Consider the following 16655-nt stretch of genomic DNA (forward strand, 5'->3'; position numbering starts at 1 on the left):
TTAGATTTAGATATGAAAACTTAACAAGGATACTACTTGATAATTTAGTTTTATTCAATATAGATACAGCTTAATAACATAAATAACATCATTTAAGGTCATTTGTTGTTAGTATACGATCAGCTCCTAAACCTTCTTTCATAGCCGCAAATGCTACTTCATGTGCGATATCACCATGTGGTGAGCAACTTAGATCTTTGATAATATAAGGGACAATCCCATCATCAAACATATCCATAGCTGTTTTTAACAAACAAACATCTGAGAATAGTCCTGAAAGATAAACTTTTGTTGGTTTAAGCTTTTTTATTAGATCTTTAAGCTCATCATTGTATACCGTATAGTTATGATGATGGGTAAAATGAACATTGTCTGGTACTTCTATACTATCTATTAGCTTTCTATCTTCTTCATTTTGAAAATCAATCCATTTTAGCTGAGTTTCAAAAAGGGAGTTTTTTCTATTTTCGAACATCGCAAAACTAACGCTATCAAAATAAGTATAAGATTTATTAAGTTTTGTTATTACAGTTCTAGCTTCAGAACAATCAAAACCCTTTTGCATGTTGATAACAACTAATAATTTAGACATCTATAAATACTCACGATTATTTAGCTATAACTTTATAGATACTATCTAATCATTGCAGCTTAATCAATATAATATCTTTGCATTTTGCTAAAATTGTAATAATTAAATGATATTAATTTGAAAGTATGAACAACTTAGAAGCAATTCTTAAACTAAAAACTATTGATGTTGCAAATAAGTTATTAGGACATTTTTTAGTTAGTAAATATGATAATAAGTTACTAATAGGAAAAATAGTTGAGACAGAAGCATATTTATATAATGATCCCGCCTGTCACTCATATAACAATAGGACAAAGAGAAATTCAATGATGTACGCACAAGCAGGTACTAGTTATGTATATTTTACTTATGGAATGCATTATTGTTTTAATGTGGTAACAGCAGATGTCGGTGTAGGTGAGGCTGTACTTATAAGAGCATTAGAGCCAATAGCTGGGATTGAACAAATGCAGTTTAACAGATCAAAAACTAAGTTAATAGACTTATGTTCAGGTCCAGCAAAATTAACCCAATCACTCAATATTACCTTAAATGATAATGGTATTAACTTACTTGATAAAGATAGTCCTATCCATCTTAGATATAATAATGATCTAATTAATGATGTTGATATAATTCAAACTCAAAGGATCGGTATATCAAAAGCAAAAGATATGCCTTATAGATTTTATATCAAAGATAATATTTTTGTATCTAAAAAATAATCTTTAGCCAGATAATCATTAAAAACTAGGTTAAATTTATAAGTAAGTGATAAAATTTAAAATATTGCAAGTTATATAAGTGAGCTACTGAAATATGTCTACGGAAAAAATTCTCAGAAAAAAATTAGCAATTTGTCATCATGTAATACATTATTATGGTTGGGATGACTTACTAGCGACACATATATCAGCAAGACTTCCAAATGGGAATATAATTATTACACCACACAATGTAACCTTTGATAAAGTTACTAAAAAGAATATTGTCACAATAAAACCTAATGGAGAAATACTCTCAGAAAATGCTTATAAAGTGATGCCACAAGCTGCTAATATTCATTTAGAAACATATAATGCTAGAAAGGATATTAATGCTATTATCCATACACATAGCAAATATGCTGTAATAATATCTTCATTAGAATGTGGTATGCAATTTACTAACCAACAGTCGCTAAGATTTTATGATGATGTATCTTATCACCACTATGATGGACTAGCTCTAGATAATGAAGGTAAAGCAATCGCAGCTAGTCTAGGTACAAAAAATAGCATGATGATATTAGATAATCATGGAATTATTACAACTGCAGAATCGATTGAAAAAGCAATTTATAAGCACTATTATTTTGAAAAAGCTATTGAAATTGAAGTAAAAACTCTAGCTACAGGTCAAAAAATTAGACAAATTCCTCAAGAGATATGTAAAAAGACTGCAGCGCAGTTTGCTAAGATAAATACTTGCCATTTGGAATTTGAAGTATTTAAAACACTAACAAAAAAATATAGATAATTGATTTCATATAAATGAAGAATATTGAAGATTTAAAACACAGGTTAACTCATAACAAAAAAGTTTATGTCGGCTACCCTACTGCTACAGATTTTGATTATGATAACTGTAAAGAGCTAATATCCGAGCATTTTAACAATATTGGCAATCCATATAGTAAAGGCTCACCTTTTAGTACATTAGGTCACGAGAGAGCTGTGATAGACTTTTTTCTTAAACTGTATATGTCTAATACAAATGATTCTTGGGGATATATAGCAAGCTGTAGTTCAGAAGCTATACTTTATGCTGTTTGGAATGCTAGGAACTACTTCAAGGCTTATGATGTAACTTTGATATATAGCGATTATGCTCATTATTGCGTAAGTAAAACTGCAAATATATTAGCAATCAAAAATAAAATTATAGCTTCTCGTAAGAATGGAGAGATTGATTTAGAATCACTAAAGAGTTTCTTAAAAGAAAATTATAATAAAAATCAAGCATATATTTTTATTGCCACAATTGGTTCAACTATAACATCCTCAATAGATAATTATAAAGAAGCTAGAAATATTTTTAAAAAGTATACAGATAACTTCTATATACATCTAGATGGTGCATTTGATGGTGCTTTTCTACCGCTAAAAAACGATTATATTCTTGGAGAAGATTTTGAATCAGTAAATATTAGTGGACATAAATTCTTAGGTAATCCGATGCCTTCAGGAATATTGCTAATACAAAAAAAATATATTTCTCAAAACTATGTCGAATATATTGACAATGATGATATGACGATAGGAGGCAGCAGAAATGGTTTATCCGCTGTATTGTTATATAATAGAATTTTATCTTTAGGATCCAAAAAAGGGCTTATACAAAGATATCAAGAATGTTTAGATAAAAGTGAAAGCTTTCTAACAATTCTAAAAAACAACAACATAAGAGCATGGAAAAATCCTCAAGCTATTACTATAGTCCTAGAGGACATTGATAAAAGAATATTTGATAAATGGCATATGCCCAAATATAAAAATCAAGCCACAATAACTTGCCTACCCAAGCTAAACAAACAAATGCTTATGGAATTAATTTTCGACATAAGAAATCCAGATAAAATAGATTTTTCTAACGCTAAAAAATTTGCTGAAGATATTAGTCCTCTTTGAAGTAAATCCTCCGAGCTACATTTTTAAATACATGTTTAGATATTTCATCATTATTGATATATTTATACAAAAATTTCTGCCAAAAATTATAATCATCATGATTTGAAACAGGAAAGTTTGAACCATAACATAATTGATGAAATGAAATATTCTCAAAAACAAAGTTTAGTGCTTTTTCTACATTTGACATTTCATTGTTCAAATCAAAACCTGAAAGCTTGAGATTCCAATTAGTATTTTGACCACATTCTTTTATAAATCTATGCCATTCTGCTAAATTATTATTACGCCCAAATAAAGGTAAGCCAAAATGTTCTACAACCATTTTTACGTCAGAGTTATTAATTTTTTCTAAAATAGGTAAAAACTGCTCTGGATACATTTGCGCTTCAAAAATAAGTTTATGATCTTTTAGAATTTTTAACTTTTGCTCCAAATCTTTTGGTATAAATTTTTCGAATGGACTATATTTCGATTTATACGTTTTTGACATAATTTGACGTATGCCAACAATATCATCATATCCAGCTAAGTATGTAATCTTTTTTTCAAACTGAGAAATTTCTAAAGTAAAATCAACAAAAGCTACTACTTTTATATTTACATTATTAAATTTAGATTTTAGCCAATTATATTCACATAAAGGATCAAATTTCTCACTATGAGCTTCTATATGCACAAAAGCACTAGCCTCTAGATTTTCTGGTATTACTAGTTTCGGTAAATTCGTATCTTTAATCCAGTCATTATAACCATTTCTTATATCCCAGAAATGAATATGTGAATCTATTATGCTCATAGCTTAATTAATATTTTTGTATATATGTAATAGATTATCTAACTTAACAAAATTTTTTAAAAGATTTTTGATATAAAAACTTTACAAATACATTTTTATGAAATAAAATACATGAACTTTAATACATATAATATAATTCATAGTTTAAGAGAGGAGAAAAATATGAATAAACAAGATATAGATAAGGCATTAGCTAAGTGGAAAAATGGCTTATTAAAGATTTCTAAAACTTATAGGGAAGGAGGAGACTATAAGCAATTAGCTCATGATTTTATCAAAGACATGTATGCTTATGATAATAGTGAGGTTCTTTTTAAGCCAACTTTAGCATCTAAAAAAATGTTTAGAGGCGACTTAGAAGGTGCGGTATCTTATTTTGTTGCAGGCAATGATAAATACCCAGAAGATAATGGTTTTGCTATCGGACCATGGGCAGATCTAGAATTTGAAAATGCTGGCTATATTGTTGAGGATAATATTGGTATAGTTATGGGTAACAAGCATTTAACTCAAACTAATGGTAACAAAGTAGTTGCAAACTATACAATGGGTTTCAAACCTAATGCTAATGGTGAACTACAAATCGTACTTCACCATTCATCTTTACCTTATACTCCAGTATAATTGATAGATAAAATAAAACTTTAAAATAATACATAATGCCTACAAAAAAACAACAAAGTTGGACTTTCTTAACAAATCATTCGCATGTGTTATGTCTCATTAATAGTGACCCAAACATTACTATTAGAGATATGGCTATCAAGGTTGGGATCACTGAACGAGCAGTCCTAAATATTCTAAGTGACCTAACCGAGACAGCCTATCTAACTGTAACAAAGATTGGTAGAAATAATCATTATACTATCAACAAAGACAAAAAGCTTAGACACCCTATTGAAAGTCACTGTAATATTGATGATTTCTTGAAACCTCTAGCAATAAAGAAACCTTAATATACCCTCATATTGGTAATTTTAATTATCAAGATTACCAATAATCTACAAAAGTATCTTTGTACAAAATAATGTACTATACCCATAATACCATCAACATAGATATAAAATTCTATTAAACAAACTAGAGTTTTATGTAGGTTTTTTAAATTTTGAGTATAAAAGACTGTTGATTTAATCACTACGTACCATAAAAAAAGTAGTCATCCTCACGGTCACTGAGCTTGTCGACGTGGACACGGGGATCTCTTGAGTATTGGGGAGATTCTCACCTTCGCCAGAATGACTCTAAGAAAGAATATATTTTTCTAAAAAACTGTATTTGATTATACTTTCAAAATTTAATAACTCCGATGATATAAATATAATTTAACTATCGGTTTCAGCATTTTTAACTAGATTATTATCTAGTTCTTTTTTAGGTTTTATATTTGAAACCTGTTTCAGCTTCTCAACTTGACCTATAAGATTACCACTACCAGTCTTTAATTTATTAAAAGCATTTTCATAAGTCTTATTAGCATCATTTATAGATTTACCAACTTTCTCTAAATCATCTACAAAACCTACAAACTTACTATAAAGCCTTTCTGCCCTACTATAGATATCTGTGATACTTTGAGCTTGTTTTTCATATCGCCAAGTATTTTCAACAGCGCGTAATGCTACTAATAAAGTTGTAGGACTAACTAATATTATCTTTTGCTTAAATGCCTCATCATACAAGCTTGTGTCATTATCAAGAGCAAGTAGCAAAGCCCCCTCTACAGGTATAAACATAAAGATAAAATCTAAAGAGTTTATTCCTTTTAGACACTCATAGTTTTTATTAGCTAGCCCTTTGATATGTTCTCTGATTGATCTAATATGAGCTTTCAGGTGAGAATGCTTGTGATCGTCATCAGCCACCATATAGTCATTATAAGCAAACAGTGAAGTTTTAGCATCTATGATAATATCACGATTATCAGGTAGCTTAACGACCACATCAGGACGATATACTTTACCCTCCTCATTTGTAGTCTGCATCTCTCTGAAATACTCAAAACCTTCTCTAAGTCCAGATTTTTCAAGAACATTTTCAAGTACCATCTCACCCCATATACCTTGCTGTTTAGTACTGCTTCTCAAAGCATTTGTGAGATTATGCGCTTCTGTAGTCATTTTTTGATTGAGCTCTTTAAGAGTTTTGAGCTCGTTTTGCAACGCGCTTCTAGCGTTAGATTCCTTATCATAAACATCTTCAACTTTTTGTTTAAAATCTCTCAACTGTTCTTTGACAGGATTTAAAACACTATTTAAACTTTCTTGATTTCGTTCAGTGAGTTTTTTTGAACTATCCTCAAAAATTTTATTAGCTAAATTTTCAAACTCAGATTTCAACTTTGTTTCACTATTTTGTAATAACTCTATTTTATCTCTTAGAGAATTATTCTGCTCTTTAAGTTGGGTCTCTAGAGTTGCTATTTGCGATTTATAATTTTTTATCTCTTCAATATACTTATAAACTTTATCTCTCTCTAACTTTAACTCTAGCTTTAACTCATCTATACGTTGTGCTCTATCATGCTTTAATTCTGTATTTTTTTGTTTTTCTTGATTTAATAATGTATCAAATGTAACCTCTTTACTTCGTAGTGATACTAATTCCTCTTGTGTGGAGTTTTTGTATTGCTCAAATGCTTCACGGATATTATCAACTTGCATAGATTTCTTATTGAAAACATATAAAGAAAAAATTACTATCAATATCACCAATACTATTAATGTTAGTATAATTAACATCTATACCTCATACTTATTTAATATTTATGCTAATTTTACATTTTACTAACTACTAAAAATAGTGTTTAATTAAATTTATCAATTATCAGTTCTTTATAACAACAAGTAAAAGAACCAATAATTCTCAAAATATCTACACATGGTATTTTATTACCAAAATTAGCAATAATATACTGATTAATACAATTCAAAATAAGCATTTTATTTAAATAAAATTAATTTTATGTTGAAATTGTTAAATATTTAGTTTATAGTTTTCTGAAGTTTTATAGCAAATAGTTTTTTCATAATAAATAAGGAGTAAAGAGTGAAAAAAATATCAAAAGTTGTAGGTGGTTTGTTGTTGATAGCTGGTATTTCAGCATGTAGTAGTGATACAAATCTTTCTTTAGTTGCTAATCCTTTTGGATTTGATTCTGTTGCAGTGTCTGTAAATACATCTGCTATTAAAGGATTTATTGCTACACCAAATCCTAATGCGACTATATTTAACTATACTATAACTGGTGACTTAGCAGGATGTCAAGTGGCTACTTTGGATTCTAATGGTACACGAACTCCTTATAGTGTCAATAGTTCTGGTACAACTTATGATGGAGCAATAGTAATAGACTGTGATAACTTACCTTTAGATGTTACTTATTCAGGTACTGTATCAATGACTACAACAAGTGGTGGATACAACTATAGCGGTAGTATTCCCGTGACAGTTACGAATAGACAGATTTAAACTTCTACAGTATAATATATCTCTTAGTTTCACAATAACTTAACAACTTTCTTAAATATATCCTTAAATTAAAAAATGACTACCAACACTATCTTTGCGTTTGATAGCTTGTTCAAGTGTTAACTTAGCTAGCTTAAGTATTTTTCTATAAGCTTCGAGTTTATAATCATAGCTTACTAATCTTGTATCAGTACCTATTGATTGTGCTAATAGTTGTAATTGCTGATATGCTTCTCTAAGTTCTGCTTGCCTTCTAACCAAACCAACATTATCCCACATTAGTTGGCGTATCTGATTTATTTGTTGTAAATAATCATTATTTGAGTTAAATAACTCTAGTTCTTGGCCAAACTCAATAAATCTATCATTTATATCAGTTAAAATATCCTCCGTAGCTGCTAAAGCATAAACAATACACTCTAATAATGAATTACTAGCTAACCTATTAGCTCCATGTAAACCTGTACAAGCAACCTCACCTACAGCATATAAATTAGCTACACTAGTTTGAGAGTTGCTAGCTACACTAATACCACCACAACTATAATGAGCAGCTGGAGATACTGGGATTCTATCATTAGCAGGATTGATATTATTCTCTAATAATTTCTCATAAATATATGGGAATTTTTGCTGCCATTGACTTGTACTTAGATGTGTCGCATTAAGGTAAACATCTCTACCTGCTTGGATATTTATATATATCTGTCGCGCGACTATATCTCTAGGAGCTAAATCTTGCATTTGATGAACTGATTTCATAATTCTGAGACCTCTTTTTCAGTCTCCAATACAGCGCCACTACCCCTGATAGCTTCTGAGATTAAAATAGGTGATCCATTACGAGCAAAAAAACAAGTTGGATGAAATTGCGTAAACTCTAAATTCTCAAGTTGGCAACCAATATCATAAGCCATAATCATCGCGCTACCATTACCAGCTGTAGCATTAGTCACATACTTATATAATCCTGAGGAACCACCTGCAGCAAGTATAACTTTTTTTTGTAATAAATTTAGTAACCTGATATTTATTGTCATAGCTATATAAGCCAACACATTTATCATCTTTTTTTATTAGTTCTATGACATTATGTTCTGGATAAATACTGATATTTTTAAAATTATCAAGATTTTTATATAAACTTGTAATAACTGCTCTACCAGTATAATCTTTGATATGTAGTATCCTTGCTTGCGAATGACCTCCTTCAAGATGTAGACTATACTGACCATTTTCTTTTCTATCAAACTCAACACCATGTTTCTCAAGCCATGCTATAGCAGCATTAGAATTTTTGACAACTTGAGAGATACTCTCAAGCTTTGCAAGCTTACCACTAGCAATATATGTATCATTGATATGAGCCTCAATGCTGTCCTCGCTAGAAACTATAGCTGCAATGCCACCTTGAGCATATGCACTAGCACAGTGATTAATTTTTTGATCATAGATAATCGCTACATCTAAATTATGTTCAGCTAACTCTATAGCAGCAACTATGCCTGCTAAACCACCGCCCACTATAGCTACATCATGCTTTTTTATAATCATATCTATAACTGAACCTGTAGTGATAAGTCTATTGCTTTGATATGTTTTGTAATCGCTCCAACAGAAATAAAATCAATACCTGTTTTAGCCATATTAACTATAGATTTATCGTCTATATTTCCAGAGACTTCTAATGCTACTTTACCTCTAGCAAAACTCACAGCTGTATGAATATCTTCAATGCTAAAATTATCAAGCATTACAATATCTGCTTTAGCTGCTATCGCTTGGTTTAATTCATCTAAGTTTGTAACTTCAACTTCAATAACTTTACTAGTATCTATTTTTTTTGCTTTAGTGACAGCTTTGGCAATTCCACCAGCTGAGCGAATATGATTTTCTTTAATCAAATAAGCATCAAATAAACCAATACGATGGTTAAAACCGCCACCACACCTAACTGCATATTTTTGTGCTAAACGAAATCCAGGAATAGTCTTACGTGTATCAAGTAGCTTTGTATCATATTGAGAAATCAATTTGACTAAGTTATTTGTCGCTGTAGCAGTAGCAGAAAGCATCTGAATAAAATTTAACATCGTTCTCTCAGCTGTTAAGATACTTCGCGCATTACCTTTAAGTTCAAATATTTTTGCATTAGCTGGTACTTTTTGAGCATCTCTATATAACCAAGTTATCTGTATATTTTTATCAAGCTGATTAATCACTTCATTAGCAAAATCTTGACCACATAAGATCATATCTTCTCTAGTGATACAAAATGCTGTAGTATCAATATCTTCAGCTAGCTGTGCTGTGATATCTCCAGTTGCTATATCTTCTGCTAGAGACTCTCTAACTAGCCTTGCAATAATATTATCAGGAACTTTGTTAATTTGATTAGTATTTAACATCACATCAGACATACCTATTTCCTAAAAATTTATCATTCTATTTAATGGAATAAGTGCTTTTTGTCGTACCTCTTCATCAATAAATATTTCGTTAGTCTGTTTGATTAAGCATTCTTTTAAATTTTTAAGTTGATTTAGTTTCATCCATGGACATTTCGCACATGATTGGCAAGTTGCACCACGACCAGCAGTAGGCGCTGGAATAAACTCTTTATATGGCGATAGCTGTTTCATTTTATAAAATACACCAGTATCTGTAGCAACAATAAATTTCGTATTATTAAGTCTTTGGCTTGCTGCTATTAATTGCGATGTTGAACCAACCGCATCAGCTCTTTTGATAATCTCTGCTGGCGATTCAGGATGTACTAAAACTGCAGCATCTGGATGCTCTAGTATTAAATCATCTAACGCTTGAGCTTTAAACTCTTCATGTACGATACAACTACCATCATATAGCAGCATATCCGCACCAGTTTGCTTAGCAATCCAATCACCAAGAAATCTATCAGGTACCCAAAGCAACTTTTTACCTTGCTTGTGTAGGTGTGAACATATCTCCAAAGCATTTGATGATGTTACAGTCCAATCAGCTAAAGCTTTAATCTCTGCTGATGTATTTACATACACCACAACTTCTCTATCAGGATGAGCTTCTATAAATCTTTGAAATTCGCCATTATTACAACTTAAATCCAATGAACATTCAGCTTGTAAGGTCGCATTAGGATTTTTTTCTCAGGACTCAAAATCTTAGCTGAATCTCCCATAAACCTTACACCTGCAACTACTAAAGTGTCACAGTTACTTTCTAAGCCAAATTTAGCCATAGCAAGCGAATCACCGACAAATCCACCTGTTTTTTCAGCTAATTCTTGAATTTCTGCATCAACATAATAATGCGCTACCAAACAAGCGTCATTTTGTTCTAATAACTCCTGAATTTCGTGCATATATTGTTGTTTTTCAGTATCTTTAATTTTCAAACTAGGTAATTCTTGTCTAGCTTGTGATATCTTATCTTTTATAAGTTTTTGGTTTAACATCCAAATGTTCTCCTTAGCCTTTAACTTTGGATATTTTCTTCGAAATATTTACATAATTGCTCTAATGACTGACTAAAATCATCATTAACCAACTGACAATCATATTCATCAGCATGTGAAATCTCTGATTGTGCTTGCTCCATACGGTAATCTATCGTTTCTTTAGAATCTGTATTTCTCTTTTCTAGACGGTTTCTTAACTCATCTAGCGATGGTGGTAATATAAAAATACTCTTAGCCCTATCACCATAAATAGCGCGTGTCTGCTGTGCGCCCTGCCAATCTATCTCAAGAATAATATTCTTACCCGCCGCAAGCAACCTATCAATCTCAGCTTTTGATGTACCATAATAGTTTTTAAAAACTTTGGCATATTCAATAAAACCATCTTTACTAAGAAGTAGTTCAAATTGAGCAACTGTCACAAAATGATATTCCCTACCATTAATCTCACCAACACGAGGCTCTCTAGTGGTATGAGAAGTTGCTACAGCAAATTTATCTTTGCCTATATCAGTTGCTAAAAAAGCTTTTAGTAAAGAACTTTTACCAGCACCAGAAGGTGCAGAAACTATAAAAATATAGTTATTCATTTTTAGAAATTATAATCGAATAGTTAGTTCGATTAATTATACAGCTTTAGGGGTATAAATAGAATAAGGTGCTTGAAAATTAATTATTTGTAATTTATTAAAATCCTTGATTAAACTTACTGAGCCGTAAGATTTAACTTCTTCCCAGCAACCCAGACTTTTTTTAGATGATTTATCACTTTTGGTGAAAGATTTGCTGGTAAATCAACTAATGTATAATCTTTTTGAATAGAAATATTACAGATATGCTTACTATCAATATTTCCTTCATTAGCTATAGCTCCAACAATATTTCTTGGCTGAACATCATTATCACGACCAACATCCAGCTTATAAGTAGTTAGATCAATATTCACTACAGCACGACGCGGTTTTCTATCTGCTTTATCAAAACGTTTAGCTCTATTATCTTGATCATTTCTACGCTCAAATCTTTCATTTTTTCTACCATCTCTAGAGTTTCTATTATCACGAGTTAGCTTTTCTTCTTTAGCTTGAATCTCTCTTGGAAAGAAAGTTTTTTTACCTTGTGCTAACAAAGTAAGTACAGCTAAAAGCTCTTCTGAATCTAGCTCTAATTCGTCGCGAATACTTGTAATAATTTCTTTATATTTATCTAAAGATTTATTTTTATCTAATCCTGAAATTACTCTAGCTTTAAAATGTTCTACCCTACTTTGAGCTAAATCTTTCGCGCTTGGCATAAATACCTCTTGCATTGGCGAACTTGTAAATCTCTCTAAAGTACGTAAAAATCTCATCTCTTTAAGTGGTACTAAAGAAATTGATGTGCCTTCACGCCCTGCTCTACCTGTACGCCCAATTCTATGTACATATGTATCAGTATCATTAGGCATATCATAGTTAATTACATGACTAATTCGCTCAAGATCTATGCCCCTAGCTACTACATCTGTAGCAACGAGGATATCTGATTTAGCATTTCTAAACTGATCAACAATATATTCACGCTGTGATTGTTGCATATCACCATTTATAGCTGCCACTTTATAACCAAGAGCTTTTAAATTATCTGCTACTTCTATAGTACTTGTCTTAGTCTTAACAAAGATAATAACACCATCAGTTTCTTCTATCTCAAGTAATCTATCTAAAGCATCTATCTTTCTAAAGCCTTTGATTACGATAAATTTTTGTGTAACTGTATTTGCAGTTTTTGTCTTAGCCTTTACCTGTATCTTACAAGGATTTCTTAAGTACTCTTCGATAATATCAGCAATATCAGTAGGAATTGTTGCTGAGAAAAGTAATCTTTGGCATTGTTCAGAAATATGACTTAAGACAAATCTAACATCATCAATAAAGCCCATTCTGAGCATTTCATCAGCCTCATCTAAGACTAATGCTCTTAGATTATCAAGTTGTAATGTGCCTTTCTCGATATGATCCATTACTCGACCAGTCGTACCAACTACAACTTTTACACCTTGCTTAAGTGCTCTTATTTGAGAACCATATTCTTGACCACCATAGATACAAGCAACATCTAAATTTGGTATATTTTTAGCAAATGCTTCAAACTGTTCTGCAACCTGTATAGCTAATTCCCTAGTAGGAGCTAATACCAAAACTTGTGGTGATTTATCTCTAGATTTTAAATCAATGTTATTTATCAATGGTAATGCAAATGCCGCAGTTTTACCCGTACCCGTTTGTGCTTGTCCTAGCACATCTCTACCCGATAAGATATATGGAATAGCATACTGCTGAATTGGTGTAGGAGTTTCATATCCTAAGTTGATAACAGTATCTACAATATCTTGACTCAGCCCAAGCTGACTAAAATCTTTTTTAGTTTCAGAATCCATTTTTGTCCGTAAATTTTTTTATGAGGAATTTATTAAATAATTTGAAAATTATGAGAAATTTAAATTATCCGCGCGATGTAATTTCTAATAGATGGTAACCAAATTGAGTCTGTACTGGACCATGAACTGTATGTAACTCATCGTTGAATACTACTCTATCAAACTCAGGAACCATTTGACCTTGAGAGAAAGTCCCCAGATCGCCACCTCTAGCTCCAGATGGACATAGAGAATGCTTTCTAGCTGCTTCTTCAAAAGTTATTTTACCTTCAGTTATATCTTTTTTAATTTGTTGACACTCAGATTCTGATTGTACTAGCAAATGCCTAGCTGAAGCTTTCATAATTATAGTTCCTTATTTTTTGATTTAACTATTAGTAATTACATCTCTAAGGATACATTATTTAGCAGAAATATACAACTTTATTAAAGAGAGGTTATTGACCTAAATCACGTATTTTTTTACCTGAAATAAGATTATCTTCTATTTTCTCTAGGCTAACACCTTTTGTTTCTGGTACAAACATTTTCAAGAAAAATATAGCTGCTAAACAGAATGCAGCATAAACAAGGAAAATAATAACATCTCCAAAAGCTACTTTAGTCATGATAACATTTGAATTAGCAATCACAAATCCTGCAAATGTCCAGTTTACAACTGTCGTAACAGTCATACCGATTTCTCTAGTTTTGATCGGGAAAATCTCTGAACAAATAATCCAGGCAACAGGCCCCCATGAACAAGCAAAGCCAAAAATATAGACTAAACAAGATATAAGTAATACATACTTAATAAAATCAGCAGGATCTTGAGTATGTTTGATAAAATAGAAACAAACAGCAGAAACTACCAGTGAAGACATCATCACAACAGCTCCAACTGTCAATAATTTTTTCCTACCCCATTTCTCGACCCATTTAATAGCTGGAAATGTTGATAAAAAATTCACCAAATATACTGCCAGAGCTGCTATTAAAACATTTAGACCAACATTTGATAAGAAATGCGGTGCATAATAAATCATCATATTGATACCAACTAGCTGTTGAAACATTTGAATGATTACACCTACAACTAATATTTTCCAGAAATATTTTTTAGCTAGACTTTCCACTACAGAACCATGATCAGTTTTAAGAACTTTTTTAGTTTCTGCAATCTCAGTATCAATCTCATGAGCCGCTCTTAGTTTAGTAAGCACTTTGTGAGCTTCTTGATCTTTACCCTTAGATAGCAACCATCTAGGACTTTTTGGTAAGAAAAAACATCCAACAAACATCAAAAATGCAAAAAAAGCAATTACACTAAACATTAAAGCTAATGAAATTTTTTCATGACCTAAACACATTACGATGATTATATTAGTCAAAGAAATCAAAAATATACCAAAGGTAATCATTAGCTGAAATAGTGTTGAAATCGAACCTCTGATTTTAGTTGGTGCGGTCTCAGCAAGATATAAAGGTGTAGCAAATGATGCTAAACCAACACCAAAACCAAGCAAAAATCTACAAAACGTTAATATATTTATTGGCGGTAAAAAAGATGAAACTAAAGCTCCTGCTAAAAAAGCAAACCCAGCAATCATGAGTGTATTTTTTCTACCAAAAAATTTCGTAAAAAAACCACTACAAATAGTACCTAAAATACCTCCAGTTGCTAGGATAGCATTGAAGCTACCAGCAGCTTTTGCATCTAAACCGTATAGTTTATTAAGGGTATCACCAGCATTACCGATAAACCCCTGATCCAAACCAAATAGCAAACCGCCTAATGCTGCTATTGCTGCTATAAGATAAACTATTTTTCTATATTCTTGTTGAGCATCCATATTTTAACTCCACTAGTTACTCTCAATAATCTACAAATTAACTACCAATCTTAGCTAGGCGCTTACCAGCCCTAAGGTTGTTTTCAATTTCCTCTAATGAAACATCTTTAGTTTCAGGGACAAAAAACTTAACAAATAATATACAAACTATACAAGAAATCGCAAAACCAAAGAAAGTATTATCTGGATAGAATGTTAACCAAGTAAGAGCAAAGTTTCCAATAATAGCGTTACAAATCCAGTTACTCATAGTAGATGCTGTTACTCCAAAATCTCTACCCTCAATTGGTTGAATTTCTGAACATAAAATCCAAATTACAGGGCCCATTGATATTGCAAAACCAAATATAAACAATAAACAAAATATTAAAGCAGTCCATTGTAAAGTTTGAGATAAGACCATTACTTGGCCATAGACAAAGTGTGTTTTAAAGATAAAACCAACAACGATACATGAGATTATCAACAAACTTAAGCCAAAATATAGAATTGGCTTACGTCCAAATTTATCGACATACTTAATTGCCAAAAAGGTTGTCAGCATATTAAGTAAACCAATAACTATTGTTGATGTTGAAGGATTAGTAAATCCTGCTAACTTGAAAATATCTGTTGAGTAATACATAAAAGCATTCATACCAGTGAACTGTTGAAATGCTTGCAAAGCTATACCTAGAAGTACAACCTTTATAAAAAACTTCCGTTTCAGTAAAGAAAAAACACTAACACCTCTATGAGTAGTCTGTCTAATTTCTTCATGCTCCTCTAAAGCTTCTATCTCACTTGATCTTATTTTTTTAAGAACCAAAGCAGCCTCTTCATTATTACCCTTTAAAATAAGCCATCTCGGACTTCTAGGTAAGGTTAAACAACCAAAGAACATTATTACTGAAGGAATTGCTAAAACTGCAAGCATAATTCTCCAAGAACCTGTCTTTTCTAATGCAGAGTTAGTTAAGAAAACTAAAAATAAACCAATAGTTATCATCAACTGGTACAAAGCAATCAAAGCGCCTCTAAACTCTTTTGGAGCAATTTCTGATAAATACAAAGGTGCAATAAATGAAGCAATACCTACTGCAATACCTAAAATAAACCTTGAGCTAATAAAGATCTGATAATTAGGTGCCAAAATTCCCACTATTGTAAAAATAGAAAAAATAGCTGCAGCAATTAGAAGTACCTTTCTACGTCCATAATGTTTTGATAAAAAACCACTAAATAACGCACCACAAGCAGCTCCAAGTAACAATACACTTGATACATGTCCACTTTGCTCAACACTTAAACCAAATGTTTCTGATATAAAATGCAATGAGCCATTGACATAACCAATATCCATACCAAATAGCAGACCAGCAAGTGCTGCTATTATAGCCACACGAATGACTATGAAATTTATTTTTTTTTCATTTTGCATACAAAAATTCCTGC

The 16655-nt window shown here is 31.3% G+C and carries 15 protein-coding genes and 3 pseudogenes; 6 read left to right on the forward strand and 12 right to left on the reverse strand.

Annotation, left to right across the window (positions count from 1 at the left end):
- Positions 1-88: 88 nt before the first annotated feature.
- Positions 89-592, reverse strand: coding sequence for an isochorismatase family protein (locus FSC454_RS06785; RefSeq protein WP_066047208.1), 504 nt, complete (start codon positions 590-592; stop codon positions 89-91).
- Positions 593-717: 125 nt separating this feature from the next.
- On the opposite strand from FSC454_RS06785, the gene FSC454_RS06790 reads away from it, so the two are divergent.
- The 3 genes from FSC454_RS06790 to FSC454_RS06800 all read left to right on the forward strand — a co-directional run bounded on the left by FSC454_RS06790 (position 718) and on the right by FSC454_RS06800 (position 3243).
- On the forward strand, positions 718-1299 hold the full coding sequence (locus tag FSC454_RS06790) for a DNA-3-methyladenine glycosylase (RefSeq protein ID WP_066047205.1): 582 nt from the start codon (positions 718-720) through the stop codon (positions 1297-1299).
- Positions 1300-1393: 94 nt separating this feature from the next.
- Positions 1394-2092, forward strand: coding sequence for a class II aldolase/adducin family protein (locus FSC454_RS06795; protein WP_066047202.1), 699 nt, complete (start codon positions 1394-1396; stop codon positions 2090-2092).
- A 14-nt stretch (positions 2093-2106) separates the two neighbouring features.
- Positions 2107-3243: a histidine decarboxylase gene (locus tag FSC454_RS06800; RefSeq protein ID WP_066047200.1), complete on the forward strand. Its 1137-nt coding sequence runs from the start codon at positions 2107-2109 to the stop codon at positions 3241-3243.
- Here the strand turns inward: FSC454_RS06800 and FSC454_RS06805 are convergent.
- Entirely contained in the window at positions 3230-4042 is an 813-nt protein-coding gene (locus tag FSC454_RS06805) for an amidohydrolase family protein (protein WP_066047197.1), read from the reverse strand. The genes FSC454_RS06800 and FSC454_RS06805 overlap by 14 nt on opposite strands.
- Positions 4043-4204: 162 nt before the next feature.
- Here FSC454_RS06805 and FSC454_RS06810 point away from each other — a divergent pair, with 162 nt between their 5' ends.
- Positions 4205-4666, forward strand: coding sequence for a phosphoribosyl-AMP cyclohydrolase (locus FSC454_RS06810; RefSeq protein ID WP_066047194.1), 462 nt, complete (start codon positions 4205-4207; stop codon positions 4664-4666).
- A gap of 35 nt (positions 4667-4701) precedes the next feature.
- Positions 4702-4998 (forward strand): helix-turn-helix transcriptional regulator, encoded by a 297-nt coding sequence (locus FSC454_RS06815; RefSeq protein ID WP_066047191.1) that lies wholly within the window; start codon positions 4702-4704, stop codon positions 4996-4998.
- A 21-nt stretch (positions 4999-5019) separates the two neighbouring features.
- On the opposite strand, the pseudogene FSC454_RS10245 reads toward FSC454_RS06815, so the two are convergent.
- Both FSC454_RS10245 and FSC454_RS06825 read right to left on the reverse strand, forming a co-directional pair.
- Positions 5020-5162: pseudogene (locus FSC454_RS10245) on the reverse strand (cytochrome b/b6 domain-containing protein); the annotation flags it as partial.
- A 205-nt stretch (positions 5163-5367) separates the two neighbouring features.
- Positions 5368-6783 (reverse strand): DNA recombination protein RmuC, encoded by a 1416-nt coding sequence (locus tag FSC454_RS06825; RefSeq protein ID WP_066047188.1) that lies wholly within the window; start codon positions 6781-6783, stop codon positions 5368-5370.
- A gap of 307 nt (positions 6784-7090) precedes the next feature.
- Here FSC454_RS06825 and FSC454_RS06830 point away from each other — a divergent pair, with 307 nt between their 5' ends.
- Positions 7091-7513: a hypothetical protein gene (locus FSC454_RS06830; protein WP_066047186.1), complete on the forward strand. Its 423-nt coding sequence runs from the start codon at positions 7091-7093 to the stop codon at positions 7511-7513.
- 63 nt (positions 7514-7576) lie between these two features.
- Here FSC454_RS06830 and nadB read toward each other — a convergent pair.
- From nadB to FSC454_RS06870, 8 genes and pseudogenes are all read right to left on the reverse strand, one after another.
- Positions 7577-9067, reverse strand: a pseudogene (gene nadB, locus FSC454_RS06835) (L-aspartate oxidase).
- A 2-nt stretch (positions 9068-9069) separates the two neighbouring features.
- Positions 9070-9933, reverse strand: coding sequence for a carboxylating nicotinate-nucleotide diphosphorylase (gene nadC, locus FSC454_RS06840; RefSeq protein ID WP_066047180.1), 864 nt, complete (start codon positions 9931-9933; stop codon positions 9070-9072).
- 9 nt (positions 9934-9942) lie between these two features.
- Positions 9943-10967 (reverse strand): annotated as a pseudogene (nadA, locus tag FSC454_RS06845) (quinolinate synthase NadA).
- 20 nt (positions 10968-10987) lie between these two features.
- Positions 10988-11560 carry a guanylate kinase gene (gene gmk / locus FSC454_RS06850; protein ID WP_066047177.1) on the reverse strand — a complete coding sequence of 191 codons (573 nt, stop codon included), beginning with the start codon at positions 11558-11560 and terminating at the stop codon, positions 10988-10990.
- A gap of 116 nt (positions 11561-11676) precedes the next feature.
- Positions 11677-13389, reverse strand: a complete 1713-nt coding sequence (locus FSC454_RS06855; protein ID WP_066047174.1) for a DEAD/DEAH box helicase — start codon at positions 13387-13389, stop codon at positions 11677-11679.
- 64 nt (positions 13390-13453) lie between these two features.
- Positions 13454-13732, reverse strand: coding sequence for a peptidylprolyl isomerase (locus FSC454_RS06860; RefSeq protein WP_014547950.1), 279 nt, complete (start codon positions 13730-13732; stop codon positions 13454-13456).
- Positions 13733-13826: 94 nt separating this feature from the next.
- A complete protein-coding gene (locus tag FSC454_RS06865; RefSeq protein ID WP_066047171.1) occupies positions 13827-15221 on the reverse strand; it encodes a sugar porter family MFS transporter in 1395 nt (464 codons plus the stop codon).
- A 37-nt stretch (positions 15222-15258) separates the two neighbouring features.
- Complete coding sequence (locus FSC454_RS06870) at positions 15259-16641, reverse strand: sugar porter family MFS transporter (protein WP_066047168.1); 1383 nt, start codon at positions 16639-16641, stop codon at positions 15259-15261.
- Between the last annotated feature and the right edge of the window lie 14 nt (positions 16642-16655).

Source organism: Francisella hispaniensis FSC454 (assembly GCF_001885235.1).
GTDB classification, from domain to species: domain Bacteria; phylum Pseudomonadota; class Gammaproteobacteria; order Francisellales; family Francisellaceae; genus Francisella; species Francisella hispaniensis.